The 24,088-nt window shown below is 67.6% G+C and carries 28 protein-coding genes and 1 pseudogene; 14 read left to right on the forward strand and 15 right to left on the reverse strand.

From position 1 onward, the window contains the following. Positions 1-128 precede the first annotated feature (128 nt). From AC4HOU_RS00425 to AC4HOU_RS00435, 3 genes are all read left to right on the forward strand, one after another. A complete protein-coding gene (locus tag AC4HOU_RS00425; protein WP_194996910.1) occupies positions 129-1,319 on the forward strand; it encodes an NAD(P)/FAD-dependent oxidoreductase in 1,191 nt (396 codons plus the stop codon). 67 nt (positions 1,320-1,386) lie between these two features. Then, on the forward strand, positions 1,387-2,421 hold the full coding sequence (locus tag AC4HOU_RS00430; RefSeq protein ID WP_228791068.1) for a hypothetical protein: 1,035 nt from the start codon (positions 1,387-1,389) through the stop codon (positions 2,419-2,421). Positions 2,422-2,608: 187 nt separating this feature from the next. Then, positions 2,609-2,935, forward strand: coding sequence for a VOC family protein (locus tag AC4HOU_RS00435; protein ID WP_195026788.1), 327 nt, complete (start codon positions 2,609-2,611; stop codon positions 2,933-2,935). 53 nt (positions 2,936-2,988) lie between these two features. On the opposite strand, the gene AC4HOU_RS00440 is transcribed toward AC4HOU_RS00435, so the two are convergent. After that, complete coding sequence (locus AC4HOU_RS00440; RefSeq protein ID WP_194996908.1) at positions 2,989-3,453, reverse strand: MarR family winged helix-turn-helix transcriptional regulator; 465 nt, start codon at positions 3,451-3,453, stop codon at positions 2,989-2,991. Positions 3,454-3,472: 19 nt separating this feature from the next. On the opposite strand from AC4HOU_RS00440, the gene AC4HOU_RS00445 reads away from it, so the two are divergent. After that, on the forward strand, positions 3,473-4,159 hold the full coding sequence (locus tag AC4HOU_RS00445) for an SgcJ/EcaC family oxidoreductase (protein ID WP_194996907.1): 687 nt from the start codon (positions 3,473-3,475) through the stop codon (positions 4,157-4,159). Positions 4,160-4,226: 67 nt separating this feature from the next. On the opposite strand, the gene AC4HOU_RS00450 is transcribed toward AC4HOU_RS00445, so the two are convergent. Next, complete coding sequence (locus AC4HOU_RS00450) at positions 4,227-4,607, reverse strand: DoxX family protein (protein ID WP_194996906.1); 381 nt, start codon at positions 4,605-4,607, stop codon at positions 4,227-4,229. Between the two features lie 77 nt (positions 4,608-4,684). On the opposite strand from AC4HOU_RS00450, the gene AC4HOU_RS00455 reads away from it, so the two are divergent. Next, complete coding sequence (locus AC4HOU_RS00455; RefSeq protein WP_194996905.1) at positions 4,685-5,548, forward strand: sigma-70 family RNA polymerase sigma factor; 864 nt, start codon at positions 4,685-4,687, stop codon at positions 5,546-5,548. Positions 5,549-5,892: 344 nt separating this feature from the next. On the opposite strand, the gene AC4HOU_RS00460 is transcribed toward AC4HOU_RS00455, so the two are convergent. Further along, positions 5,893-6,525, reverse strand: a complete 633-nt coding sequence (locus tag AC4HOU_RS00460; RefSeq protein ID WP_195026789.1) for a TetR/AcrR family transcriptional regulator — start codon at positions 6,523-6,525, stop codon at positions 5,893-5,895. A gap of 71 nt (positions 6,526-6,596) precedes the next feature. On the opposite strand from AC4HOU_RS00460, the gene AC4HOU_RS00465 reads away from it, so the two are divergent. Beyond that, positions 6,597-7,991, forward strand: a complete 1,395-nt coding sequence (locus AC4HOU_RS00465; RefSeq protein WP_324195829.1) for an MFS transporter — start codon at positions 6,597-6,599, stop codon at positions 7,989-7,991. A 116-nt stretch (positions 7,992-8,107) separates the two neighbouring features. Here AC4HOU_RS00465 and AC4HOU_RS00470 read toward each other — a convergent pair whose 3' ends face one another. From AC4HOU_RS00470 to AC4HOU_RS00490, 5 genes are all read right to left on the reverse strand, one after another. Continuing rightward, positions 8,108-8,515: a MerR family transcriptional regulator gene (locus tag AC4HOU_RS00470; RefSeq protein WP_195026790.1), complete on the reverse strand. Its 408-nt coding sequence runs from the start codon at positions 8,513-8,515 to the stop codon at positions 8,108-8,110. Position 8,516: 1 nt separating this feature from the next. After that, complete coding sequence (locus AC4HOU_RS00475) at positions 8,517-10,034, reverse strand: SulP family inorganic anion transporter (protein WP_195026791.1); 1,518 nt, start codon at positions 10,032-10,034, stop codon at positions 8,517-8,519. Positions 10,035-10,800: 766 nt separating this feature from the next. Continuing rightward, a complete protein-coding gene (locus tag AC4HOU_RS00480; protein WP_195026792.1) occupies positions 10,801-11,103 on the reverse strand; it encodes a hypothetical protein in 303 nt (100 codons plus the stop codon). A gap of 78 nt (positions 11,104-11,181) precedes the next feature. Continuing rightward, entirely contained in the window at positions 11,182-11,571 is a 390-nt protein-coding gene (locus AC4HOU_RS00485; protein WP_195026793.1) for a sigma-70 family RNA polymerase sigma factor, read from the reverse strand. Further along, entirely contained in the window at positions 11,561-11,839 is a 279-nt protein-coding gene (locus tag AC4HOU_RS00490) for an anti-sigma factor (RefSeq protein ID WP_195026794.1), read from the reverse strand. Before AC4HOU_RS00490 ends, AC4HOU_RS00485 begins: the two co-directional genes overlap by 11 nt. Before the next feature lie 68 nt (positions 11,840-11,907). Here AC4HOU_RS00490 and AC4HOU_RS00495 point away from each other — a divergent pair. Continuing rightward, positions 11,908-12,018 (forward strand): annotated as a pseudogene (locus tag AC4HOU_RS00495) (sigma factor-like helix-turn-helix DNA-binding protein); the annotation flags it as partial. A 46-nt stretch (positions 12,019-12,064) separates the two neighbouring features. Here AC4HOU_RS00495 and AC4HOU_RS00500 read toward each other — a convergent pair. Continuing rightward, positions 12,065-12,388: an STAS domain-containing protein gene (locus AC4HOU_RS00500; protein WP_490723979.1), complete on the reverse strand. Its 324-nt coding sequence runs from the start codon at positions 12,386-12,388 to the stop codon at positions 12,065-12,067. A 228-nt stretch (positions 12,389-12,616) separates the two neighbouring features. Between AC4HOU_RS00500 and AC4HOU_RS00505 the strand changes: the two genes are divergently transcribed. Further along, the gene (locus tag AC4HOU_RS00505) at positions 12,617-13,021 is read left to right on the forward strand and encodes an ATP-binding protein (protein ID WP_195026796.1); all 405 of its coding nucleotides are present in this window, start codon (positions 12,617-12,619) and stop codon (positions 13,019-13,021) included. Positions 13,022-13,388: 367 nt separating this feature from the next. After that, on the forward strand, positions 13,389-13,949 hold the full coding sequence (locus tag AC4HOU_RS00510; RefSeq protein WP_195026797.1) for a DUF6968 family protein: 561 nt from the start codon (positions 13,389-13,391) through the stop codon (positions 13,947-13,949). Between the two features lie 219 nt (positions 13,950-14,168). Here AC4HOU_RS00510 and AC4HOU_RS00515 read toward each other — a convergent pair whose 3' ends face one another. Next, positions 14,169-14,786: a LuxR C-terminal-related transcriptional regulator gene (locus AC4HOU_RS00515; protein ID WP_195026798.1), complete on the reverse strand. Its 618-nt coding sequence runs from the start codon at positions 14,784-14,786 to the stop codon at positions 14,169-14,171. Continuing rightward, complete coding sequence (locus tag AC4HOU_RS00520) at positions 14,783-15,982, reverse strand: sensor histidine kinase (protein ID WP_195026799.1); 1,200 nt, start codon at positions 15,980-15,982, stop codon at positions 14,783-14,785. Before AC4HOU_RS00520 ends, AC4HOU_RS00515 begins: the two co-directional genes overlap by 4 nt. 131 nt (positions 15,983-16,113) lie before the next feature. Between AC4HOU_RS00520 and AC4HOU_RS00525 the strand changes: the two genes are divergently transcribed. Further along, positions 16,114-17,169 (forward strand): FtsX-like permease family protein, encoded by a 1,056-nt coding sequence (locus AC4HOU_RS00525; RefSeq protein WP_490723980.1) that lies wholly within the window; start codon positions 16,114-16,116, stop codon positions 17,167-17,169. A 17-nt stretch (positions 17,170-17,186) separates the two neighbouring features. After that, positions 17,187-17,975: an ABC transporter ATP-binding protein gene (locus AC4HOU_RS00530; RefSeq protein WP_228791074.1), complete on the forward strand. Its 789-nt coding sequence runs from the start codon at positions 17,187-17,189 to the stop codon at positions 17,973-17,975. 430 nt (positions 17,976-18,405) lie between these two features. Here the strand turns inward: AC4HOU_RS00530 and AC4HOU_RS00535 are convergent, their stop codons facing one another. From AC4HOU_RS00535 to AC4HOU_RS00545, 3 genes are all read right to left on the reverse strand, one after another. Then, entirely contained in the window at positions 18,406-18,726 is a 321-nt protein-coding gene (locus tag AC4HOU_RS00535; RefSeq protein ID WP_228789067.1) for a helix-turn-helix transcriptional regulator, read from the reverse strand. 127 nt (positions 18,727-18,853) lie between these two features. Beyond that, the gene (locus tag AC4HOU_RS00540) at positions 18,854-19,894 is read right to left on the reverse strand and encodes a TerC family protein (protein WP_324195557.1); all 1,041 of its coding nucleotides are present in this window, start codon (positions 19,892-19,894) and stop codon (positions 18,854-18,856) included. 102 nt (positions 19,895-19,996) lie between these two features. Then, positions 19,997-20,857 carry a universal stress protein gene (locus AC4HOU_RS00545; protein ID WP_195026061.1) on the reverse strand — a complete coding sequence of 287 codons (861 nt, stop codon included), beginning with the start codon at positions 20,855-20,857 and terminating at the stop codon, positions 19,997-19,999. A 195-nt stretch (positions 20,858-21,052) separates the two neighbouring features. Between AC4HOU_RS00545 and AC4HOU_RS00550 the strand changes: the two genes are divergently transcribed. From AC4HOU_RS00550 to AC4HOU_RS00560, 3 genes are read left to right on the forward strand one after another with little or no spacing between them, the layout of a single operon-like run. After that, on the forward strand, positions 21,053-21,178 hold the full coding sequence (locus AC4HOU_RS00550; protein WP_228789065.1) for a CBS domain-containing protein: 126 nt from the start codon (positions 21,053-21,055) through the stop codon (positions 21,176-21,178). Positions 21,179-21,190: 12 nt separating this feature from the next. Then, positions 21,191-21,640, forward strand: coding sequence for a CBS domain-containing protein (locus AC4HOU_RS00555; RefSeq protein WP_324195555.1), 450 nt, complete (start codon positions 21,191-21,193; stop codon positions 21,638-21,640). Continuing rightward, complete coding sequence (locus AC4HOU_RS00560; RefSeq protein ID WP_195026060.1) at positions 21,637-22,158, forward strand: hypothetical protein; 522 nt, start codon at positions 21,637-21,639, stop codon at positions 22,156-22,158. Before AC4HOU_RS00555 ends, AC4HOU_RS00560 begins: the two co-directional genes overlap by 4 nt. 404 nt (positions 22,159-22,562) lie before the next feature. Here AC4HOU_RS00560 and AC4HOU_RS00565 read toward each other — a convergent pair whose 3' ends face one another. Next, positions 22,563-23,906, reverse strand: coding sequence for a wax ester/triacylglycerol synthase family O-acyltransferase (locus AC4HOU_RS00565; RefSeq protein WP_195026059.1), 1,344 nt, complete (start codon positions 23,904-23,906; stop codon positions 22,563-22,565). Positions 23,907-24,088: the final 182 nt, after the last annotated feature.

Consider the following 24,088-nt stretch of genomic DNA (forward strand, 5'->3'; position numbering starts at 1 on the left):
GCTCCCTGAACGGGACGGCCGCTGAATCCCTGACAGATCACGCGGTGATCTAGATCACTCGCGCGATCTGTCAGAAAATGCGGTTGTCCGGTGTCTTGTGCTCGACCCCTCGAAGCGAAGGAGACACCGTGAGCAACACCATCGATGTTGTCGTGATCGGCGGCGGATACGCCGGAGTGATGGCAGCAAATCGCCTCACCCAACGCGACGACCTCCGGGTGACCGTGATCAACCCCCGTCCGGTCTTCGTCCCACGGCTGCGGCTGCACCAGCTGGTCGGCGGCACGCACGACGCGGTCGTCGATTACACCGAAATCCTGGCCGGCAGCGTCCGATTGGTCACCGACAGCGCAACCCGCATCGACGCCACCGCGCGCAGTGTGTCGCTGGCCGAGGGCACCACCATCGGCTACGACTACCTGATCTACGCGGTCGGCAGCGGCGATGCCACCCCGCGGGTCCCGGGAGCGGCCGAATTCGCCTACCCCATCGCGACTCTGGAAGCAGCCCAGCGGTTACGGTCGACACTCTTCGACACCCCCATGACCGCACCGGTGACGGTGATCGGCGGCGGTCCGACGGGCATCGAAACCGCCGCGGAGCTGGCCGAACAAGGCCGCGACGTCACCTTGGTCTGTGGCAAGGTCCTCGGCCCCTACCTGCACCCGAAGGCACGGCGCACGGCCCGCAAGTACTTCACCAAGCTGGGGGTGAACGTCATCGAGGGTTCCGAAGCCATGGTCACCGCGGTGACCCGGGAGACCGTGGAACTCGCCGACGGGCAGACGATGGCCAGTGCGGTCACGATCTGGACAGCCGGCTTCGACGTCCCCGACCTGGCCGCGCGCAGCGGATTGAGCACCGACACGGCCGGGCGACTGCTCACCGACGAAACCCTGACAAGCGTCGACGACGAACGCATCGTCGCCGCGGGCGACTGCTCGGCACCGTCGGACCTCCCCTTCCGAATGAGCGCCTACACCGCCTACTGCCTGGGCGCACACGCCGCCGACACCCTCCTGTACCGAATCGCCGGCGAGCAGCCCGCCCCGATCGATCTGTCGTTCCCCGCGATGTGCCTCAGCTTCGGCCGCGGCGCCGGGATCTACCAGCTCGGCCACAAGGACGACACCCCGATGCGGCTGTACTTCAGCGGCTTCGCGGGCAAGAAACTCAAGGAATTCGCCTGCTCGGCCGGCATCAAACACCTGGCCACCGAAGCGCACAAGCCCGGCTCGCATCACTGGTTCAAGGACGGTAAGCACCGGCCCATGCTGCTGCAAACCCCACGTGACAACCGAGCAGCCACGGTCGCCTGAAGACATCGCAGACACCGACCGCCGGTGCGCTGGGCATCGGCGGTCGCCCCAACTTCGAGGAGTAGACATGAATCTCCCGGCGTCACCAGCTACCGATGTCTCGACCTCCCGATGGCCGACAGTGGCGGGAATCGTCGTCGCGCTCACCGCGATCATCGGCGTCCTGCTCGTCGCGTTCGCGTGGCCGTCGGCCCGCTCGTCGGTGCATGACGTGCCGATCGTCGTCGCCGGACCGCCCAACGCCGTCGCCCAGATCCGCACCGCGCTGGAGCAGCGAATGCCGGGAGGATTCGACATCACAACCGCCCAGGACACCGCGGCAGCCGAACAACTCATCGGCGACCGGGAAGTGTACGGCGCAATCGACCTCAGCTCCGGCGTACCGCAGGTCCTCATCGCCTCGGCCGCAAGCACAGCCGTTGCCCAAACGCTGCAAGCAATGGCAGCGGGCCTCGGCCAGGCCGGCGGGCCCGGCACCCCCGTCGTTGTCCGCGAACTCGCCGCCCTGCCCGCCGACGACCCGCGCGGCGCCGGGCTGGCCGCGGGTGCGCTGCCGCTGGTGATGGGCGGCCTGCTCGCCGCGGCGTTGTTGACCAGGCTCGTGCACGGCACCGGCCGAAGGGCCGCCGGCGCGCTCGCCTTCTCCGTCACCGGCGGCCTCACGGTCGCGGCGATCCTGCAATTCTGGCTCGGTTCCCTCAGCGGGTCCTACCAGGCCAACGCCGGCGCCATCGGCCTGGCCATCGCGGCGACCTCGTTGATGATTCTCGGGCTGGAATCATTGCTCGGATATGCCGGGATGGGAATCGGGGCGGTCATCATGATGCTCGTCGGCAACCCCCTCTCCGGAACCGCGACCGCGCCCGAGATGCTGCCCGGATGGTCCGGCACGCTCGGCCAACTATTGCCACCCGGCGCGGGCGGCTGGCTACTGCGATCGACGGCCTTCTTCGACGGACGAGGCGCGACCCACGCCGTCATCGTGCTCACCGCCTGGGTGACGCTCGGCGCGGCGCTATGTGTAGCCGGTCATCTGCAGGCCACCCGCCGGGCACCCGGCTCGAATGTCCTGGCCACTCGACAACCGGTGACCGATCGCTGACGGTCGCAGTGCGGTTCCCATCTGCACGGGAACCGCACCGACAGGGGCGGGCAACCACAGTCGCCCACCTGTCACCCAGTGCTTCGGCCAAAGGCTGCTCTACGAGTCCAATTCGCCTCCGGCCGTGTACGGCGTCCCGCCCCGCCCAGGCGTTGCGCGCAACGCCGCGCAGAAGTCCGGGTACGCCTTGACGTTCGACAACAGGCCGTCATCGACGCTGAGAAACTTCGCAGCGGTCGGCGCAACTTGGAACCCAGGCACCACCGCCGGACGGGCTTCCCGGCTCACCAGTGTTCGCTTCGTCTACGTCGATGACGTCGACGACGTCATCGCCCGTGTCGTCGAGCTCGGCGCGAAGCTCCAGCGGCCCGCACAGGACCAGTTCTACGGCGACCGCGACGGCTACATCATCGACCCATTCGGCCACGGATGGACGATCGCCTCGCACGTGAAAGATGCGGAACCGGCGGAGATGATGCAGCGTATGGCGCAGATGCAGGGACACCAGTCGTGACAACCGAGGTCAGGCCATTGCGCTGCAATATGCCCGACCCCGCGCAGCACTGATCAAGCACTGTTGATGTCGATCGCGGCCTGGCGATAGGCATCGGCAGCACCGTCGAAATACGTTGCCAAGCCTGCGCGCTGGGTCGCATCCAAACCGGAAATGACGGCCGCGATCGGAGCTTGCACTGCCGCCAGTAAGTCGGCGAGCCCTTCCGGTTGCCGACCGGTGTGCCTGACCAGGACACGGCGCCGATCCGCCTCGTCCGCGATCCGATCCGCCAGTCCGGCAGCGATCAAGCGGTCGACGACGCGGGTCGTCGCGCTTGCCGACAACCCGAGTCGATCGGCGAGCCGTCCGGTCGTCATCGGCCCGTCCGCATCCAGCAAGCTAACCGCCTGATAGTCGGTCGGCCCGAGACCGCATGCCTCGGCCGCGGCGAGATGGAACTGAACGACGGCGGCCAGGTAGCGGCGGTAGCTGACGGCTGTGATCTCCGCAGCCGGACGCTTGACCCTCTTGTGCATGGATGCAATTATTGCACACATGCAACCAAAACCTGGCCGCACCGAATCCACCTGCCGTACCGACACCGACAGCGCCTACACAGAGCGAGGTCCGACGTCGACTACAAAGCCACGACGACGCTGGCCTTACTACACCGCCGCGGGCGTCGCCCTCGTCGCCATCGCAGGCGCGAGCACCTACACATGGCTGAACGTCACCTCGACGGTGGCCGATACCGGTGTCACCTCATGCACGGATGTCCCCGCCAGCGCACCGGGCGGCGCATCCGCCAGCGAGACGCTGGCAGGAATCTGCGCCACCATGTCCGCGCTGACCAGGGCCTGGGACGCCAACGACGCCGAAGCCTACGGCGCGCTCTTCACCGCCGACGCCACCTATACGACATGGGTCGGCACCGTCTACGCCGGCCGCGCCGACATCGTCAACAGCCACCGAGCATTGTTCGACGGCCCCTTGGCCGGCACTCGCCTCGAAGACCGCTACTTGAGCCTGCGTGTGCTCACAGATGACGTCGCCGTACTGCTCACCCGTGGCGACACCTACGACGACGAACCTCCCGAATCTCCGTCGAAAGTGCAGTCCTACACCATGGTTCGCGAGGGCGACACCTGGCGCGTTGCCGCCTTCCACAACACCCAGCGCGGCAAGGTGATGGAACGGATCCAGTTCCTGTGGTACCCCGGCACCCGCCCAGCTGCCGAGTGAACCCCCTTGTTCCGGTTTCCGGCACAGGCACGCGCGAGACGTCCGGCAGGGCCGGATCGCAGCCCAGTCAGGCGAAGGGTTCGAGGCTGAAGCGGCCAACGGCCACGAAGACGGCCATGGCCAGGTAGAACACTTCGGCGACGGCCGTTGCCCACAAGCCCCGCCGGACCCGCACCACAATCGCCCCGAGGAAAAGAAAGGCCGTGCCGGTGGCCGCCACCGGCACCAGGATCGGTGCGATGTCGAGTGCGGCGGGCAGGATCAGCCCCGCAGCGCCCAGAAGATCCACGAACCCAAGCGCTTTCAATGCGGCCGGGCTGAAATCCTTGGCCCACGCCGCGTAATCTCCGGCGGCCACGATCTTGTCTTTGGGGACCACCAACTTGGCACTGCTGACCAAGAGCACAGCCGCCAGCACACCGGCGACGATCCACAGAGCAACGTTCATGATTTACTGCCTCCACTGTTTTGTGTCGGAATGGGGTTGCTGCTTCTCTGACGGATGACGGCGAGGAAACCAGACACATGAACGGAAACGACGTGCTCACGCAGCGTTTCGAACAGCATCGAACCCACCTGCGGTCGGTGGCCTACCGGATGCTCGGCTCGGTGAGCGAAGCCGACGACGCCGTCCAAACGACTTGGCTCAAAGCCGCCGGGGCCGACACAAGCGGCGTCGCGAACCTGGCCGGCTGGCTGACGACCGTGGTCGGCCGGGTATGCCTGGACATGCTCAGATCGCGCGAGGCACGCCGCGAAGACCCACTCGACGAACTCGGCGCGGAATCCGGGACGCGGCCTGGGGTCGATCCCGAGGAGGAGGCTGTGCTGGCGGACTCCGTCGGCACCGCGCTGCTGGTGGTGCTGGACCGGTTGTCACCGACGGAACGAATCACTTTCGTCTTGCACGATCTGTTCTCGGTGCCGTTCGTCGACATCGCTCCGATCGTCGACCGCAGCCCCGCTACCACACAACGGATAGCCAGCCGGGCGCGCACGCGGGTACGAGGCAATGCCGAGTCAGGCAGCGATGATCGGATGCGGCGATACCGCGCCGTCGAAGTGTTCCTGGCGGCGGCGCAGAACGGCGAGTTCGAGGCGCTGCTTGCCATGCTCGACCCCGATGCGACCTACCGCACCGACGAGGCCGCGCGCCTGTTGGGCGCCGGGATGGACCTCGACGGTGGCCGAGCCATCGCCGAAGCGTTCAGCGGCAAGGCACAACCTGCCCGCGCGATCATGCTCAATGGTGAACCGGGCTTCGTGCTCGCGCCGCACGGCACACTGATGCTGGTCATGATCGTGCGTTTCGCGGGCGAGCGCATCACCGGCATCGACGCGGTCGCGGACAAGAACAGATTGTCGCGAATGTGCCTCACGCTGCCCTGACCAGCGGCTCAGAATACAGGGACGCAACCCCGCGCGGCCGATCCACCCCGCACCGCCGACCATCCTGAGAACCCCCCCGTTAGTCTCGAGACCGCCATTCGCGGCGGGCTCGGGCCGGCCCCCGCGCAACTGAAGGAGCAAGGCAGCTCAGGGTCGCCGCCATTCGACATGCCCGGACCACTCCGGCTGACGCGGTCGGTGCGCAGTCGTGCAGCGTCGTAGGCCGTTCGCAGTACTTACCCCCTGGCAGTGACGCGCGATCTCGCTGAGCGCCACGGCGGCCGCTTCGCGCACCGCGTGGAGCGGCCGCCAACATTTCACACACGGCCATGCGTGACGGCCGGTTACTCGGGGCTCGGCGAATTCGGTTCGGCGGTGATGCCGAAGAGCCGGTCGAGGTAGTCGGTCAGCACCGCGAGGGCGGTGTCTGGACTGTGTTGACCGATCAGCACGCTGGTTCCCAGTCCGTGAGTGAGCATGACCAGCCGGATCGCTTCCGCTCGGACGTCGAGGTCGTCGGGGATCTTCCGGTCTGCCTGTGCGCGTGAGAGCGCCTCGGCGAGTTGATGTTCGAGTCGTTCGATGCCGGCGACGAAGGGGTGGTGGGCGAGGTCGGGGTCGGTCATGGCAAGCACCGCGTAGGAGGTACCGACGAGGTGGAAGGCCCGGCTGGCGGTGTCGGTGGGCAGGGCTTCGGCGCAGAAGGCCTCGATCAGAGCGCGAGCCGGCGGCGGATCGGGCAGACCGGCCAGGCGCGTTTCCCAGCGGCGATGGCTCAGGGCTTCCAAATGGTTCAGCGTGCCGACGAGCAGCTCGGCTTTGGTCGGGAAATAGTACTGCACGAATCGCAGCGAAACCCCGGCCTCGGCGGCCACGGCGCGGATCGTGACCGCGTGCAGGCCCTCGCGGGCGGCGACTGCCACCACGGCGTCGGCGAGCTGGGCACGTCGTTGGGCGTGGTCCACAGTTCGGGGCACGGTCACCTCTCTCGGCATCAGACAAAATTCGATGATACACATGTATTGGATACAGGTGTATCAATTTGGAGGTGGGTGTGCCACGGCCCAGTACAGACGAGAAGACGGCGGCCGCACCGGCCCGCGCGGCGACGCTGCTGACAGTGGTATGCGCGGCGCAGTTCATGGTGGTGCTCGACATCTCGGTGGTGAACGTCGCCTTGCCGTCGATGCGAATGTCGCTGGGCTTCACCGAGGCCGGGCTCGCGTGGGTGGTCAATGCCTATGCGCTGATGTTCGCGGGTCTGCTGTTGGTCGGTGGTCGCCTGGCCGACCTGTATGGGCGCAAGCGTGTCTTCCTTGCCGGCCTGCTGGTATTCACCATCGCGAGCGCGGTCGGCGGGCTGGCCTCGACGCCGGGTTTGTTGATCGGCGCCCGCGCCGCCCAAGGAGTCGGCGCGGCAGTGCTTGCGCCTGCGACGCTGACGATTCTCACCACGAGCTTCCCCGAGGGGACGCGGCGGACGAAGGCGCTGGCGCTGTGGACCGCGCTCGGCTCGGCCGGCGGGACCGCGGGCAATCTACTCGGTGGCGTCCTCACCGAATTCGCCTCCTGGCGGGCCACGCTGCTGATCAACCTGCCGATCGGCGTCCTCGCGCTGGTGGTCGCTGCCGGTGCCATCTCTCCGGACTCGGCGCCACGTCCCCGGGTCCGCCTCGATGTGCTGGGAGCCGTGCTGGTGACCTGCGGGCTCGCTACGATCGCGTATGGGCTCGGCGAGGCCCCAGCGCGAGGATGGTCGGCACCGGTGACGGTGTCGGCGCTCACGGCCGGGGCGGCGCTGGCGATCGCGTTCGTCATCGCCGAGACAAGGTGGGCGCGGTTTCCGCTGATTACGTTTCGGTTGCTGGGGATTCGGTCGGTGGCTGTCGGCAATGTCGCGATGCTGCTGGCGGGAGCGTGCCTGAATCCGATGTGGTTCTTCCTGACGGTGTCGATGCAGGACGGTCTGGGCTACACCCCTATGCAGACCGGACTCGCGTTCCTGCCGCACACACTCGTCACGATCGCGATCGGCACCCAGGTGACCCCCTGGCTGATGCGCCGGGTCGACGCCCGAATCCTCATCGCCGGCGGGGCACTGCTGGCCGCGGCCGGTTTCGGGTGGCAAGCCCAGCTCTGCCCCGACAGCACCTACCTGACCGGGATCCTCGGTCCCGCCGTCGTTTTCAGCATCGGCGCCGGACTGCTCAGCACGCCGCTCACCGCCGCCACCACCGCGGGAGTCCCCATAGCGGACGCGGGCGCGGCCTCCGGGTTGATGAACACCACCAAACAAGTTGGTGCGACCCTCGGTCTCGCGGCACTGATCACCGCGACAGATTCGGCCGCCGGCTACGACCGAGCCTTCTGCCTGATCGCCGCGGCCATGATCGTCGTAGCCGGGATCTCGGGCGGGCTGCCTGCACACCGCGACCGGCGATGAACGACCAGCTCGGTCGTCGCGAACCGCCGGCGGACTGGATCCGGAGCGACCGGGGCCGGTCGACCTCTGCGGATCGACGATCCCGCAGAAAAACATGCGCAATATGAGCAGTCAGATCATGCCGGCGAGTCAGAGGAGCGCCGGGTGAGTAAGTCGGTGAACTCTTCTGCGTAGGCCAGGTGTCGCCGTAGCCGTTCTGCACTGTCGGCGGCCTTTTCACGGAACGCGAGCAGATCCGCCCGCGCCGCCGCACGCGCGGCGGGGTCGGCCGACACGTCGTCGAGGACATCGATCGCGCTGAGTAGTTGCTTCATTTCCGCCAGCGTGAAGCCGAGGGGCTTCATCCGTCGAATGACCAGCATCCGCTCCACATCGGCCTCGGTATAGAGCCGAAACCCGCCCGCCGAGCGGGCCGATGGCTGGACCAGCCCGACCTCATCCCAGTGGCGAATCGACTTCAGCGACAACTCGGTCCGCTCGGCTACCTGCCCGATCTGCAGGTAGCCGCTGGAGTCGGCAACCATCTCAGTGCCCGCCGACCAGATGCCCAGACAGCCGGTGGTGGCGAGCTTCCGAGGCGGCGTTGAGCCCGATGATCTCCACATTCTTGCCCTTGGCTGCGTACTTGGTGGTGATCGCGTCCAGGCTCGCCACGGTCGAGGCGTCCCAGATGTGTGCATCCGACATGTCGATCACGATATTGGCCGGATCGTCCACGTAGTCGAACTGATAGACCAGATCGTTGCTCGAGGCGAAGAACAACTCACCGCGCACCTTGTACACACGGGTGTCGATCGCACCGTCATGGTCGGAATCGGACTCCGAGACCTTGTCCACCTCGGTGAAATGCGCGACGCGATGCGCGAAGGCGACCATCGCGGTAAGCACACCGGTGATGACGCCGTAGGCGAGGTTGTGTGTGGCCACGGTGACCGCGACGGTGACGAGCATGACGGCGGTTTCGGCGATCGGCATGCGCCGCAGGGTCTTCGGGGCGATCGAGTGCCAGTCCATGGTGCCGACCGAGACCATGATCATCACCGCGACCAGCGCCGCCATCGGGATCAAGGCGACGATGTCACCCAGTCCGACGACCAGGATCAGCAGGAAAACACCAGCCAGGAAGGTCGAGATGCGGGTGCGGGCACCGGAGGACTTCACGTTGATCATGGTCTGGCCGATCATCGCGCAACCACCCATGCCACCCAAGAATCCGGTCACAACGTTGGCCACGCCTTGGCCCCAGCCCTCGCGGGTTTTGTCAGAATGGGTATCGGTGATGTCGTCGACGAGCTTGGCCGTCATCAACGACTCGAGCAGACCCACCAGCGCCATCGCCAAGGCATACGGGGCGATGATGCCCAGGGTCTCCAGGGTGAACGGGACGTTCGGGATAAGCCAGGTCGGCAGACTCGACGGCAACTCGCCTTCGTCGCCGACGTTCGGCACGTTCAGCGAGAACACGATGGTCGCAGCGGTGAGTAGCACGATTGCTACCAGCGGAGCCGGAACCACGTTCGACAGCTTGGGCAGCAGCACCATGGTAGCGATGCCGATCGCAACCATCGGATAGACCAGCCACGGCACTCCCAGCAGATGCGGGATCTGCGCGGTGAAGATCAGAATGGCCAACGCGTTGACGAAGCCGACCATCACGCTGCGCGGGATGAACCGCATCAACCGCGCGATACCGACCATGCTGAGCACGATCTGCAACACCCCGGCCAGAATGACCGTGGCGATCAGGTAGTCCAGGCCGTGCTCCTCGGCCACCGGTGCGATCACCAACGCGATCGCGCCGGTCGCGGCGGAGATCATCGCCCGGCGACCACCGACGATCGCAATGGTCACCGCCATCGTGAAAGACGCGAACAACCCGACACGCGGGTCTACTCCGGCGATGATCGAGAACGAGATCGCCTCCGGGACCAACGCGAGCGCAACCACCAAGCCCGCCAACACCTCGGTACGTAACCGAGCTGCACTGCGAAACGCGGCCAGCACCGAACCCTCATCGGTCGGCCGCTGCGGCGTCGGCACCATCAGAAACTCCAATCCATGAGATCACGTGCACGCGGGCACACCTGGCGCACCCGAATCGGTTGCCAGGGAGAAAGTCTTGGGAGAACGCGACTAGAGACTCAGCACGAGCGACGTGCCCGTCGCAGTCGGCCACGCGGTCGAACACATCGGCGTCAGCTACCAACCAGCGAGCTAAACCTTACCCTTACAGGAGGGTAGAGTTGCATTCAGAAGGTTCGATCGTGTCTGACATCTCATCATCACCGCACCGGCCATGACACCCTGTGCATCGAGACGCGTGCGTGTAATAGCCGCGAGCGGCGCAGAACCAGAGCAGTCCTCGCACGCCAACACCACCCGGATATCACGACCTGCGTGTAGAAGACGCTGAACCCGGTCACGGGGAGAGCCGCGCCGAGACGGGCTACGTTCGGGCACCAACAGCACCGGCCGGGTCCCGTGTGAATCAACCGGGAAAGCGACCGATTCCCCGAGCAAACGCTCGACCAGCGAGGCCAGGCCGCGGCCGCGTACTCGCCGTCCTCGAACACCTGCGCTCATCCAACGCCTGAATGCCGGATGGCGATGATCCGGGTGCCCTTGTCGGCCGGGCTGTCTGCGGAAAGTAGCCTCGTTCACCCAGCTGCTGGAGAAACGCTACGGTTTCCTACGGTGGCTGGGGAGTGCCGACGTATTCGGTGAGGAGCCGGTTAGTCCTTGCACCACAACACGTTGCGGTGCCGGCATTCACCGATTGATCAGGCCACGCTACCGGTCAGTGGCGCGATCAATCCGGGCAGACCCACACACCACCCGGCCACACCGCCAGCGGCTGCCGCGGGCGGCGCCGTGACGAGCGGGACCGGAACGCTGGTCGCGACGGCCCACCCGAAGCCGGGCGCAGTGACCAGGCGGCGCCGAGGACGCATCCTTCGAGAGCATCGACAATTATCTCGCGGTCAAGCCGCTCATCGCCGCGCTGCCCGCACGGGAACAACAGGTGCTCGTGCTGCGCTTCTTCCAGATAGTCCTGCGCCCCCGCGGCGACGGCCGCGAGCCCGGCCCGCTCGTCGGCGAGGCCGGTGAGCACGACGGCACCACGTACCAGAGCGTGGCGGTGAAGATGGCCACGGCGGCACCGCTCGCCACCCCGACCCAGACGTTGTCATCAATCGGCTCGTAGAGCGGTTCGTCCGCTCGCGGGCGACCAGGCGCAGCAGCGACGGCGCATCACCCGCTTCACCGACCACCTCGATGCCTTCATGATCGTGGGGACGGCGTAGGCGATAAAGGGGGAGCCCTGACCGGGATCGAAGCGATCGATGGCAGCGAGCAAGCCGACGCGGGCGATCTGGAGCAGATCGTCGAAATTCTCGCCGCGTCCGCTGAATTTGCGGGCGATGTTCTCGGCCAGCGGCAGACTCCGCTGGATCAACTCCTCGCGCAGTAGACGGCGGCGTGCGTCACCGGCGTCGAGTGCCGCGAGTTCGGTGAACAGGGGCTCGAGGCCCTCGTAGCTGTGTGTGCCGGGGTGAGCGGACAGAGTTTCAGTCGACATCGACGCTACCAGTGGCGCAACGGAACTCGACCACGACCGGATATCCACCGACGGCCTCGTCATAGCCGTCGCGCATGACGGTGACCTGGTCGGTCAGGGTGGTCAGCACGTGCCAGCCGAAGCTGTTCTCGTCCGGGGCGTCGGCCACTGTCAGCACGGCCGACACTCGCACATCCATTCCAGGTCCGTGCGGATAGAAGGCGCAGTCGATCATGGAATCGCCGACCGCGTCCAGGACCAGGGCCGTGACTACTTCGTCGACGGCCAACCGGATATCGGTGGCCTGGTCTACCGCGTAATCGCCTGCGGGCGCCGGATTCCTCGATCGTGGCGGCGAGCCTGTCCCAACAAGAGATCGCCTCGCAGTTGGGATGCTCGCAGATGCAGGTGTCGCGGATATTGACCAGAACTCTGAAATCCCTGCGCGAGCAGGCGCTGCGCGACTGATTCGCGACCGCGTGGGCGGTCGCGAACCCAGCAGCGGAGATGCGATCTAGAGTGACGGGCTGAGCTCGTCGGCGAGCGCATCGTCCAACGTCTCGTACAGCGCCACCACCTGATCGAGTCCGGTCACGTCGATCGGTCGACGCACCTGAGGGCTGGCCACCACCCGCACACGATGCGGGTCGGCTGCCTCTGCCGCCGCCACCAGCGCGCTCAGACCCACCGAACCCATGAAGCTCACCCCGGTCAGGTCCAGTACCGGGACGCAGCCGGGAGCCAGGGCGTCGAGCGCGGCCTGCAACTCCGGCACGGAAGCGATATCGATCTCACCCGTCGCGGCAACAACAATGCTGTTTTCCCGCTCGTGCACCACAACGGTCAGTGTTCGCGACGTCCCGCTCTCGGTCACCGTCGGTCCTTTCCTCGAGGCTGCCCACATGCAGCGTCGCGAGCGCACCAGACGCTCGCCACGCGAACGTACCCCGCGATGGTGCGATCAAACCGATCGCCTGAGCCGAGTAGACGGCTGTTGCGGGGGTATTGCTGTGCTGAGAACAGGTGATACACATGCCGCGTGCGGCGGAATTGGAGGCGACGTGCGATGACGCGCCCGCGAACGCGATCCGAACAGCTCTCGGCGCCGGTGCGGATCGAGCTGCCCGCCGTCCCCGAAAGTCTGCGCACGGTACGGCAGGTCCTGCGCGACTGGCTGCCCACTGCGGGCTTGTCGCCGGACAAGATCGACGATGTGGTGCTCGCGGTCACCGAAGTCTGCACCAACGCCATCGAGCACGGCTACCGCGACCACGTCGGCACAGTGTCGGTCGAGGCGTGGCAGTCCGGATCCTCGATTCGCATCGTCGTGATCGACCACGGCTGCTGGCAACCACCGCAACCGAGCGGACTCCGCGGCCGCGGACTCTCGCTCGTACGGGCACTGATCCCTGAAGTCGAACTCGAGACCGGCAGCGCGGGGACCTCGGTCGAATTACGGCTGCCGGTCTGATTGCGCCGGGCGATCCGGTTCTACTCCGACAAGGGGATCGTTCCGGCGACCTGGTCGAGCACCCGGATGCGAGGCACTCTCGGTCGGCGGATCGCACGCTATGCCGCGCGAGGGGACGTCACATCACCCGGTCTACGTGGCCACAGCGACACGGTCAGGAACGACAGCACCGCCGTCTCGATCTCGCGGGTGACGCAGCGGCGCCACGTCCCAGACACTGACTGCACCCGTGCTGTGGTCGACGCGCCTGTTGACCTGACACCCCTCGTCACGCATGTCAGGCTGGAAAGATAGCCGGGGCGTGGTGGCGGAAGCGAGAACCTCGCTGTTCAGGTAGCGATCAGCGGGTCCATGTCAGGAGGATATTGTGAGCGGTCTCTCCGGTGCGGTGATCCTGTCGCGCCTGGTCGACGACGACGGCCAGGCGGTGGTGATCGAGGTCGGCAAACCGACGCCGGCCGAGGCGGGCGCGGAATGCGTCTTCCGCGTCGACGAGCAAGGTTTCCACAGCCACGGCACCGATGAGCTCGCGGCCTTGTATGCCGCGGTCACCGAGATCGGGGCCATCCTGGCCCGGGCCAACCGCAAGGCCGGGAGGGCCCGATTCGCGGTTGCCGCCGAACTCGGCTTCCCCGACCCAACACCTACCGGCGCCGAAGCTGACCCCACCGATGGACCGGATTCCGGTGTGGGAGAGATCATCGCCCGGCGTGTGTTCGACCACGACGGACGCCGCCACAGCATCACGGTCGGTCGTCCTTTCCATGCCCCGGATTCCGGGCTCACGTTGTGCCCGTTCCAGGTCGACGACCGGCCGCGAGCAGTCGCCGGAGGCTGGGACGGGATGCAAGCGTTGCTGACCGCGCTCGGCATGATCGGTGCCTGGCTCGGATTGCCTCGCGATTGGGCGGCTACCACCCCCGGCTGAGGCGTCTGACCGGGCCCGTCCGGGAACGAGGCGCCCCAATAGCGTTACGACCGTGTGACTTCACCGGACGGAGATCGCGAGAATGCTGCGGTGGCATGCATGCCAGAGATCCGAGCGTGCGTGCGGCTGGATCGCCGCGTCGGTGCGGCGGGAGTTGTAGAGCGGAGCCAGAGTTCGGGCCGAGGCCGGTATCGTCCGACTGCCGGGCCGGGCATCCGGTCAGATCGCGCCTTGTTCGCGGGCTCGGGCTACCGCCGAGGTGCGGGAGCGGACGCCGAGTTTCGCGTAGATGTGCACGAGGTGGGATTTGACGGTGGTTTCGCTGAGGAACAGCTCGCGCGCGATGTCGCGATTGGAGCGGCCGTCGGCGACCAGGCGCAGGACTTCGATCTCGCGGGGGCTGAGGGTGGTGTCGGGGCGGCGGACGCGGGTCATCAGGCGGGAGGCGACGGTGGGTGAGAGAACGCTCTCACCGGCCGCGGCCGAGCGGACGGCGGCGAGGAGTTCGGCAGGCGGGGTGTCTTTGAGGATGTATCCGCAGGCCCCGGCTTCGATGGCGCCGAGGATATCGGCGTCGGTGTCGTAGTTGGTGACCACGAGGACGTTGGGCGGATCGGGCAGGGCACGCAGTTCGGCTGTCGCGTCCGCACCGGAGCGGCCGGGGCCGAAGCTGAGGTCCATCAAGACGACGTCGACGGCTTCGGTCGCGCAGAAGGCGACCGAAGCCTCGGCGGTCGGTACATCGCCGACGACGCCGATGTCCTCTGCCCCCTCGAGCAGGGCGCGCAAGCCGGCCCGGACGATGGCGTGATCGTCGGCGAGCAGCAGTCGGATCACGGGACCTCCCCGGCGTTATCGGAGTCCACCGCGCCCGCGCGCCGCGGCGGCAACGGGAACGACACCGTCACGGCGGTATGGCCGGGCTCGGATTCGACGGTCATCGTGCCACCGTGCTGCTCGACCCGGCGGCGGGTGGCGGCCAGACCGAACGACCCTGGTGGCGGCTGGTCGAGAACGCCCGGGGCGATGCCGACCCCGTCGTCGACCACGTCGAGCAGGACCTCGGATTCGGCGTAGGTGAGGGTGAGCCGCATGCGGGCGGCGTGCGCGTGCTGGACGACGTTGGACACCGCGCCCTGCGCGATGCGGACCAGCGCGGCTTCGATCGGCATCGGCAGCCGTTCGGGTGTTCCTTCGACCACCACCTGCGCGGCCAGGGCTGGACTCTCGGCTCGACGGCAGACCCGCGCCAAGGCCTCGGCCAGCGACGTGCCGACCAGCGCGGCGGGAGTCAATTCGGCGATGAGCCTTCGTGTTTCGGCCAGGTCTTCGGCGGCAGTCGCACGGGCGAGCTGGATCTGCGGCAAGGCGGGATGATCCGGTGCGGCCTGTTCGGCGGCATGCAACAGCAGCTGGATGCTGCTCAGCCCCTGCGCGACGGTGTCGTGGATTTCCTGGGCCAGGCGTTCGCGTTCGGCAAGCTTGCCCGCGGTGCGTTCCTGTTCGGCGAGTGACGCACGGGTGCTGAGCAATTCGGTGATGAGGCGTTCGCGTTCGGCCGATTCCCGAAACAGCATCCGGTAGCCGGCCGCGATTCCGACGGCGACGGCCGCGCCGAGCACCGGGCCGATCACACCGGCCACCGACCAGCCGCGATGCAGGCCGAATCCGGCGACGGCCACGCCGGTGGCAGCGGCGACGGCCAGGTAGTCCACCGGCCGCGGCAGCAGGTGCAGGAACAGGAAGAACAGACCGAAAGCGAGATAGATCGCGTCGGCGGAGAACGCGACGAGCAGCAGCCACAGCACCGTCAGGGCACCGAGCCACAGCAGCATCCCGCCACGCCGGCCACCGATCGCCGCACCGGTGAAATAGACGGCGAGGAATCCCGCGCTCAGCACCACCACCGCGATCGAGTAGTCGGCGCCGGGGAGCAACGCCCGGATCACCACTACCGCGACCAGCGCCGTCACCAGCACATGCAGCCCCAGCCGCAGGGCGGTGACGACAGGGGTGAGCGGCGACTGGTGCACCGTGCCAGCTTATGCCCGGCTACCTGGGCGGCATCCATCGAAAGGTGTAAAGGCGGCACCGACCTTCGATCGGCGGCGGTTGGTTCGCGCGCGCGATGGTTCGCGCACCCGATCCCGGCATCGTGGGGCTCATGTTCGTCGCACTCCGAGATCTTCGCGCCGCCCGTGGCCGCTTCGCGCTCATCACCTCGGTCGTCACACTGGTCGCGCTGCTGGTGAGTTTTCTGAGCGGGCTCACCGCGGGCCTCGCGCACCAGAACATTTCGGCCATCGATCGGATCGACGCCGACGCGGTCGTCTTCGCCGACACCGGCGCGGCCGCGTCCTTCGACACCTCCGCCCTGACCGGACAACAGATCGCCACCTGGCAGCAGTCGGGTGCAACGGTCGAACCGATCGGCATCAGCCGGGCCCGCGCCACGGCGGCGACCGGGTCGGCCGCCCCTAGCCAGGTGGCGCTGTTCGGGGCGGACGGAACCGCGTTCGGCAATCGCACCGCAACCGATCCGGGTGCCGTGATCCTCAGTGCCGGAGCAGCCGCGGCGCTGGGCGCGTCCCCCGGCGCCGAGGTCGACCTCGCCGGCCGCGATTTCACCGTGGCGGCGGTCCGCGGCGACGAGTGGTACAGCCACACGCCCGTGATCTGGATGACGTTGTCCGATTGGCAGTCGGTGAGTCCGCGGTCGGGCGCGGCAACGGTGTTGGCGGTCTCCGGGGTGCCGGATCGCGACGCCGTGGACGACGCCGCCGCCACCGTCTCGACCACGCCCGCCGATGCGCTCCAGGCGATCGGTTCCTACCAGGCCGAAAACGGTTCGCTGACCTTGATGACGCTGCTGCTGCTGACCATTTCCGCCCTGGTGATCGGCGCGTTCTTCACCGTGTGGACGATCCAGCGGCTCCCGGATATCGCGACGCTGAAGGCCCTCGGCGCCACCTCGGCCGCGCTGGTGCGCGACGCCTTGGCGCAGGCGGCGATGGTGCTGGTGGCAGGTGTCACCGCGGGGCTTGGCATCACAATAGCGTCGGCGAGCCTGATGGGCGATGCGGTGCCGTTCGTCATCGCGCCCGCGACCACGCTGCTGCCCGCGGGCGCGTTGATCCTGCTCGGACTCGGCGGCGCCGCGTTCGCACTGCGTTTCCTGTTCACCACCGACCCGCTCACCGCGCTCGGCGCGGCCCGCTGATGTTTGGAGGAACTGCCATGACCACGGGTTTGTCCGTCGACGACGTCACCCTCACCTACCCCGATGGCGCGGACCGGATCACGGCGCTCGACCGGGTGAGCCTGGACGTGCCCGCCGGGACGATCGCGGCCGTCACCGGTCCGTCGGGGTCCGGGAAGTCGAGCCTGCTCGCCGTCGTCTCCACTCTGATCCGCCCCGATTCCGGGCAGGTTCGGCTCGACACCGGCTCGGGACGGGTGGACCTGGCGGCGTTGTCGCGCCGCGACGCTGCCGCGATGCGCCGTTCGTCCATCGGCATCGTGTTCCAGCAGGCCAACCTGATTCCGGCGCTCACCGCCGTCGAACAGCTCGAGGCAATGGGGCACCTCGGGCAGCGCTGGTACACCTCCGCTGCCCGCCGCCGCCGAACCCACACCAGGGCAATGGAATTGCTCGACGCGGTGGGGCTGGCCGCCCACGCCGGTAAACGGCCCGCGCAGCTGTCCGGCGGGCAGCGTCAACGGGTGAACATCGCCCGCGCGTTGATGAACGAACCCGCGCTGCTGGTGATCGATGAACCGACCAGCGCGCTCGATTCCGAACGCGGCGCGGCCGTCATCGATCTCATCCTGAAGATGGTGCGTACGCACCGGGCCCCCACCGTCCTGGTCACGCACGACCGCACCCACCTGTCCCGAATGGACGCCGTGTACCGCATGATCGACGGGCAGCTCGACCTTCTGTCCAGGAATAGCGGGTATGCGGCGAGAGCGCCCCGGACTGGTCCAAGCTACTCACCAACTGCCGCGATTCTCGGATCGTCATGACTATCAAGCCCATTGGGATGCTTCGGCGGCAGCGGAGGGTGCGATGCACAGGGCAAGTTGGTCCGATCCATCCGGCTGCCGAAGCACCGCTGGCACAGGAACGTGCCTCAGACAGCGCGTTGTTCACGCCATGCCGTTGTTTATCGGTAACCGACCAGCTATGCCGCCACGGTTCACAGGCCGCGGCGTGTACTGCGGGAGCGTATCGCAGCACGCGCACCAGCGAGATGGAAGAACTCCCGCCCACGGCCATGAAGCCAAGCGCGCTGGACAGCGTCATCCGCCGTCACGACGGATGCGCACCGGCCGGGCCGGTTCGGTTCCCGATAGTCATGGCCTCACCTCGATCGCGCGACTCTCCGGTCAGAGGCGGGCGCGGCCCGAGAATGGCGAGCGACGAGCGGTTGGGCGTGTCCGAACGGCAGCCGGTTCAGCGCAGGGCGGTGATGAGTTCGTCGATGGTGTGGTGGGATTCCAGCGGGTGACGCAGGCGGCCGTGGCCGTGGATGGTGTAGGTGTTGCGGCGGCCGTTCTTGACGGCGGTGAGGTAGCCGTCGGTGACGAGGTCGGCGATGGTGGCTTGCACGGCGCGTTCGGTGATGCCGATGGCCTGGGCGAGTTCGCGCATGGTCAGGTCGCCGTTGCGGGACAGGCACAGCAGCACGTGGGCATGGTTGGTCAGGAAGGTCCAGCCCCGCGACGCCGAGGCCGGTGTTGCGGAGGCGGGTTCGGTGGTGTCGCGGGAGGGCATACCCGAAGGATAGGCCATCGTCATTTCCGGTATCCACCTTCTGGTGTCGTGAGCTGGGCCGGGGCGTAGGCATGCCGTCAGCTGCGCGGCCCGGGGCCGGGCAGCTGACCGGTCTGTGCGGGCAGGTTCAGGGTTTGCTCTCCCCGCGCTCGGGGCCGGCCGCAGCGAGCAGGGCGGGGTCGATGAGGGTCTTGCCGTGGGCAGGGTTGCCGGTCTGCGCGGTCTCGCCGACCGTCTGGGCCTGGACCGGGCCGGCCGGGCTGGTGCGGGTGCGCATCCAGCTAGCGGTGACTGCGATGGCGAGGATGGCGATGACCACGGCCAGGGAGATGGTGGTGGGGACCTTGTAGAGCTCGAGCAGCAGCATCTTGATGCCGACCCAGACCAGAACGACGGCGAGACCGAGTTTGAGGTAGATGAAGCGGTGCATCAGGTCGGCGAGCATGAAGTACATCGCGCGCAGGCCGAGGATGGCGAAGGCGTTGGAGGTGAACACCAGGAACGGTTCGCTGGTGACGGCGAAGATGGCGGGGATGGAGTCCACGGCGAAGACGATGTCGGTGGTCTCGACCAGCACCAGCACCGCCAGCAGCGGGGTCGCGACCCAGCGGCCGCCTTCCTTGACCCAGAACTTCTGGCCGCGGTAGCCGTCGGTCATCGGGACCAGGCGCCGGAATCCGCGCAGCACCAGAGATTTGTCGGGGTCGATGGTCTCGTCGCGGTGCCGCGCCATCTTGATACCGGTGACCACGAGGAACGCGCCGAAGACGTAGAGGATCCAGGCGAAGCTGGCGATGAGGATGGAGCCGGCGGCGATGAAGGCGCCGCGGAAGACCAAGGCGCCGAGCACACCGTAGAACAGCACCCGGTGCTGGTATTCCCGGGGCACGGCGAAGTAGGCGAAGATGACGGCGAAGACGAACACGTTGTCCACGGCCAGGGACTTCTCGATGAGGTAGCCGGCGTAGTACTGGGCGGCGAACTCTCCGCCCCAGCCCCACCAGATCACGCCACCGAACGACAGCGCCAGCGCAACCCAGATCCCCGACCAGATCGCAGCCTCGCGCACTTCGACCACGTGAGCGTTGCGGTGGGCGAACAGGTCCACCGCCAGCATGACCAGAATGACGGCCAGCACGGCCGGCCACATCCACAACGGAACCGACACGATCGGTCCTTTCTCTTCGAAGACGCGTGTTATGCGTGGTGAACGGTGGTGACGTTCCGGCGCCGAAGGCGGGCGGGTGAGCCCGCCGCCCGCCCCCGCGGGTCAGCGCCGGGGTGGGGGCTGGCGGGGGCTGGGCGCCACCATCACCGGTCGGGGGCAGTGGTGGGCGGTGGCCATGGCGACGCTGCCGAGCAGGATCTGCAGGGCCGCGGAGCGGCCCCGGGATCCCACGACCACCACCGCGGCGTCGTGGTCGCTGGCGGCGGCAATCAGCGCCTCGGCGATCCCGCGGGCATGCCCGCCCGGACCGGCAGGGCCCTCCAGGCGCACGAGCTCGAAGCCGTCCGGGGCCTGGGAGGGGGTGCCGTCGTCGACGCAGGGCGCCAGGATCTTCCGCTGCGGGAACAGGCCCGCGGCCGCCTCCAGGGCGGTGCGGGCGCCGGCCGAGCCGTCCCAGCCCACGAGCACCGGACCGTCGCGCAACGCGGCGTGTTCGGCCGCCAGCAGCGGGAAGGAGATCACCACGACCGGGCGCGAGCAGTAGTGCACCACGGTGTCGGACACACTGCCCAGCACCGCCCGGGCCCCACCGAGCCCGCGCGAGCCGACCAGCACCACATCCGCCTGCTGCTGCTCGGCGATCTGGGCGATACGCAGGCCCTCGCCACCCCAGCACTGTTTCAGCAGCGCCTCGGCGTGCCATCCGGCCGCCCGCGCCAGCGTGACGCCGGTATCCACCAGCCGCTGCGCCTCGCGGCGGCCCTCGGCTTCCAACAATGCGATGAGCTGCTCGACATTGTCGGCGCGGTCGCGCAGCCGGCGATGCAGCGCGCCGCCGGCGAACGGCGGCGCCCACAGGTGGGTGATCCACCCGTGCGCCGCCGGGAACAACAGCGCCCCGGCCTCGATCGCGGCACTCGCCTCCGGCGAGCCGTCATAGGCCACTACTGCGCTCACCGCCATGGCGACACACACCCTTTCGGTCCTGATTCCCGGTCACTTCGATCTCCTGCCCACCACCGAAGATGCAGCAAGATTCCTGATTCAGACTACGCTAAAAGCAATTCGCCTGCCAAGATTGCCGAAATACTTTTCGCTAGTTATGGTTCTTGTGTCGGTGGTTTCGCCGGCGATCGTCGTCGCAAGGAGGTCTCCCAGATGCGTGTCCACGAGGTGATGTGCCGTCCGGTGGTGACGGTCTATGCCGACACCCCGGTACGGGTGGCGGCGGTGACGCTGGCCCAGCGCGGGTTCGCGGCGCTGCCGGTGCTGCACCGCGACTAGCGCCTGGCCGGGGTGCTGGCCAGCGGCGACATCCTGCGCGCCGGCGAACCCGAGGGCGGGGCCACGGTCGCAGCGGTGATGAGCACCCCGGCGCTGGCCGCGACCGTCGACCAGGAGCTGTCGGAGGTGATCGCGATGCTGCTGGCCCACGGGGTCCGCTCGCTGCCGGTGCTCGACGAGCACGGCCGGGTCCAAGGCATGTTCAGCCGTGGTGACGCGCTGCGGTTGATGCTGCGCCCCGACGAAACGATCGCCGCCGACGCCCAATCGCTGCTCGACGACTACACCGGCCGCCGTCGCTGGCGCGCGACCGCGGCCGAGGGCACCGTGACCGTCGCCGGGGACTTCGCTGATGCTTCCGAACGCCGCATCGCCACCGCCCTGGCCCGCACCGTGCCCGGGGTCCGCGAGGTCGCCCTCACCAGCGCGCCGCTGGTCAACGCCACCGGGAGTACACGATGACCACCACCCCCTACCGCCCCCGCCCGACCCGGGCACCCGCACAGGCACCCGCCACACTCCTACTCGTGATCGATGCCACCGACCCGGCGCCGGTACGCACCCTGCCAGCCGCGGCCGCGCGACTTCGCCCGGGCGACCGGCTGGTCGTGGCGGTCCTGCACCCACCGGCCCGGCTCACCCTCAACGCCCGCCTGGTGGCCTGGCAGAACACCCAACGCGCCCGCGCCCATACCGCCGCCCTCGCGCCACTGCTGACCCGAATCGACCACCACGGCGTGCTCACCCGAGGCGTCGAGGACCACACCCTGTGCTGCACCTACCGACGCGGCTGGCGGCCACGGCATCACCGCATCGCCACCACGCTGCTGCGACTGTGCCGAATCCATCACGCCGACCAGCTCGTGTTAGCCCACAGCCCCGACGCCGGGCTGCTCACCAGCGCCACCCGCCACCACCTCACCGGGCGAGCCCCCGCCGACCTCCGCATCCACCATGTGGCAACCACACCGGCCCGCTGATCCCGATTCGGTGCCATCCTGGGTGAGAACAGGATCTTCCGTATCCGTATCCGTATCCGTATCCGTAGCGGCCGGCATCCGCGACCCCAAGCGCGGTGAGCTCGGCATCATGAAGAAGCCGATGCCGGGGCGGTCCGTCGATGTCGGCATCTGCTGTGCGCGAATGTTATCGGCACGGCGGCGGTCGATATGGGTCAGCCGTCCGAGCCGATACCCCGGCGCGCGACAGCGAGGAAGCCGCCTGCACAGGTTCGAGACGCCCACGATCGGTTCCGATCGATTCTGCTGCCGGACAACGTGACCGAGCGCGCGAGCATAGCCTGCGGTGGGCGCATGCACTTCAGCGATACCAAGGAGTTCGATGCTGTTCTCCGCGACCCGAAGTCCATCCATCGCAGGCCGAATCAGTCACCTGATCGGTCGTCACCGACGCGAGAAGCGAGCTGGTCGATCGCACGTTGAATACCGAGTGCGAGAACGTCGATGTCGCTGGTGGTGTCGTAGTCTCCGGTGATGCCGATGGCCAGCTGATCGTGATAGCTGAGAATCGCTACCGCCGTGCGCAATCGCAGAGCGATCGGAACAGCTGGAAGAAGTTCGAGCACCCGGCGCCCGAGCAGGTTGAGTGGGTGCCGCGGCCCGGGAACGTTGGTCGCGACCGCGCCGACGCTTCGCTGCGGCAGCTTGCCGAGAATGCGCAGGGTCCACGCCACGGGAGCAAACGGCAGCCACCGCGCCACCGCCAGCACATCGTGTTCAGCGCTCGAGGCGCCGCTGGACTTGTGTTCCCGCATCGTCGCGTGGACCAGACGCAACCGCTCGACAGGGTCGCCGACGTGAATCGGAAGGTAGGGCAACAACGCTGATACCCGGTTGTCGAGGACGTACTTGGCGTGCTCGCTACGCATGGACACCGGGACCAGGATGCGCAGCAAGTCTGCCGTGGGTTCCTCGCCGCGTGCCAGTAGTAGATCGCGGTAACCGCCGGCGATCGCGGACAGCACGACGTCGTTGACGGTGACCTCGTACTTCGCACCGATACGAGCCACGGTCGGCAGTGGCAGGCGAATCGCCGTGTATCGGCGTTGATGCCCGATCGGACCGTTCAGCGACGAGGCCGGCCCCGGCTTCACCACGGCGACACCCACCGGCACCAGTCTCCGCACGGTCGTCAACATCGCTGACGGTACCGCAACCGGCAGCCGGAGCAGACCGGACAGAGCCAGCCCCGGGCGTTGCCGCGGCGGCCTCTCGTGCATGGCGGGGCAACCATCCTCGGCGACCGGTTCACACAGACGTTCGAACATAGCCACGCCGGAGACACCATCGAGCAGGCTGTGGTGGGCTTTGACGATCAACGCCCATCGATTGCTGCGGAGTTCTTCGACGACTACGCATTGCCACAGCGGGCGGTCGCGGTCGAGCCGCTCTTCCAGTTCGAGGGCCACCAACTCCCACAGCGCCGACTCGTCGCGCGGGGCGGGTAGCGCTGCCCAGCGGATGTGATGTCCGAGGTCGAAGTCGGGGTCGGGCTCCCAGGTCGGCGTGGTGACGTCCAGTGGCGCACGGTGCACCCGCTGACGAAGCCGCGGCACCTCACGCAGTTGCCGCTGCAGCGCGTCGAGGATGTGCTCACGCGGTGGGGGTGATCCGTCCATGATTGCGACCACGCCGATACCGAGGCTGACATGCCAGTCGGCGTCTTCGAGCTCGATGAAGCCGGTATCGAGTGGCCGTAGGTCGGTCATGGCGTGCCGTCCCGTTGATCGCAGCGATCGACTCGGTTCGATCGCGTGCATCGAGCGTCCACCAGTACGAGCCGAACGCACAAGGCGCCGATTGTCATCGGCTGCGGGGCCGGTGGTCCCATCCGGAGCGGTGCGGGTGGAGTCGAAGGTCCCGGACATCACGTCTGATCGGCACTGTGGAT

It is taken from the genome of Nocardia sp. JCM 38205 (assembly GCF_058222935.1).

Excerpts from the sequence above, each read along its gene's own strand:
- AC4HOU_RS00430 (WP_228791068.1), top strand. The coding sequence starts at position 1,387 with ATGAATCTCCCGGCGTCACCAGCTACCGATGTCTCGACCTCCCGATGG.
- AC4HOU_RS00440 (WP_194996908.1), bottom strand. The coding sequence starts at position 3,453 with ATGCACAAGAGGGTCAAGCGTCCGGCTGCGGAGATCACAGCCGTCAGC.
- AC4HOU_RS00445 (WP_194996907.1), top strand. The coding sequence starts at position 3,473 with ATGCAACCAAAACCTGGCCGCACCGAATCCACCTGCCGTACCGACACC.
- AC4HOU_RS00450 (WP_194996906.1), bottom strand. The coding sequence starts at position 4,607 with ATGAACGTTGCTCTGTGGATCGTCGCCGGTGTGCTGGCGGCTGTGCTC.
- AC4HOU_RS00455 (WP_194996905.1), top strand. The coding sequence starts at position 4,685 with ATGAACGGAAACGACGTGCTCACGCAGCGTTTCGAACAGCATCGAACC.
- AC4HOU_RS00470 (WP_195026790.1), bottom strand. The coding sequence starts at position 8,515 with ATGGTTGCCGACTCCAGCGGCTACCTGCAGATCGGGCAGGTAGCCGAG.
- AC4HOU_RS00475 (WP_195026791.1), bottom strand. The coding sequence starts at position 10,034 with ATGGTGCCGACGCCGCAGCGGCCGACCGATGAGGGTTCGGTGCTGGCC.
- AC4HOU_RS00485 (WP_195026793.1), bottom strand. The coding sequence starts at position 11,571 with ATGTCGACTGAAACTCTGTCCGCTCACCCCGGCACACACAGCTACGAG.
- AC4HOU_RS00505 (WP_195026796.1), top strand. The coding sequence starts at position 12,617 with ATGACGCGCCCGCGAACGCGATCCGAACAGCTCTCGGCGCCGGTGCGG.
- AC4HOU_RS00525 (WP_490723980.1), top strand. The coding sequence starts at position 16,114 with ATGTTCGTCGCACTCCGAGATCTTCGCGCCGCCCGTGGCCGCTTCGCG.
- AC4HOU_RS00530 (WP_228791074.1), top strand. The coding sequence starts at position 17,187 with ATGACCACGGGTTTGTCCGTCGACGACGTCACCCTCACCTACCCCGAT.
- AC4HOU_RS00535 (WP_228789067.1), bottom strand. The coding sequence starts at position 18,726 with ATGCCCTCCCGCGACACCACCGAACCCGCCTCCGCAACACCGGCCTCG.
- AC4HOU_RS00545 (WP_195026061.1), bottom strand. The coding sequence starts at position 20,857 with ATGGCGGTGAGCGCAGTAGTGGCCTATGACGGCTCGCCGGAGGCGAGT.
- AC4HOU_RS00550 (WP_228789065.1), top strand. The coding sequence starts at position 21,053 with ATGCGTGTCCACGAGGTGATGTGCCGTCCGGTGGTGACGGTCTATGCC.
- AC4HOU_RS00560 (WP_195026060.1), top strand. The coding sequence starts at position 21,637 with ATGACCACCACCCCCTACCGCCCCCGCCCGACCCGGGCACCCGCACAG.
- AC4HOU_RS00565 (WP_195026059.1), bottom strand. The coding sequence starts at position 23,906 with ATGACCGACCTACGGCCACTCGATACCGGCTTCATCGAGCTCGAAGAC.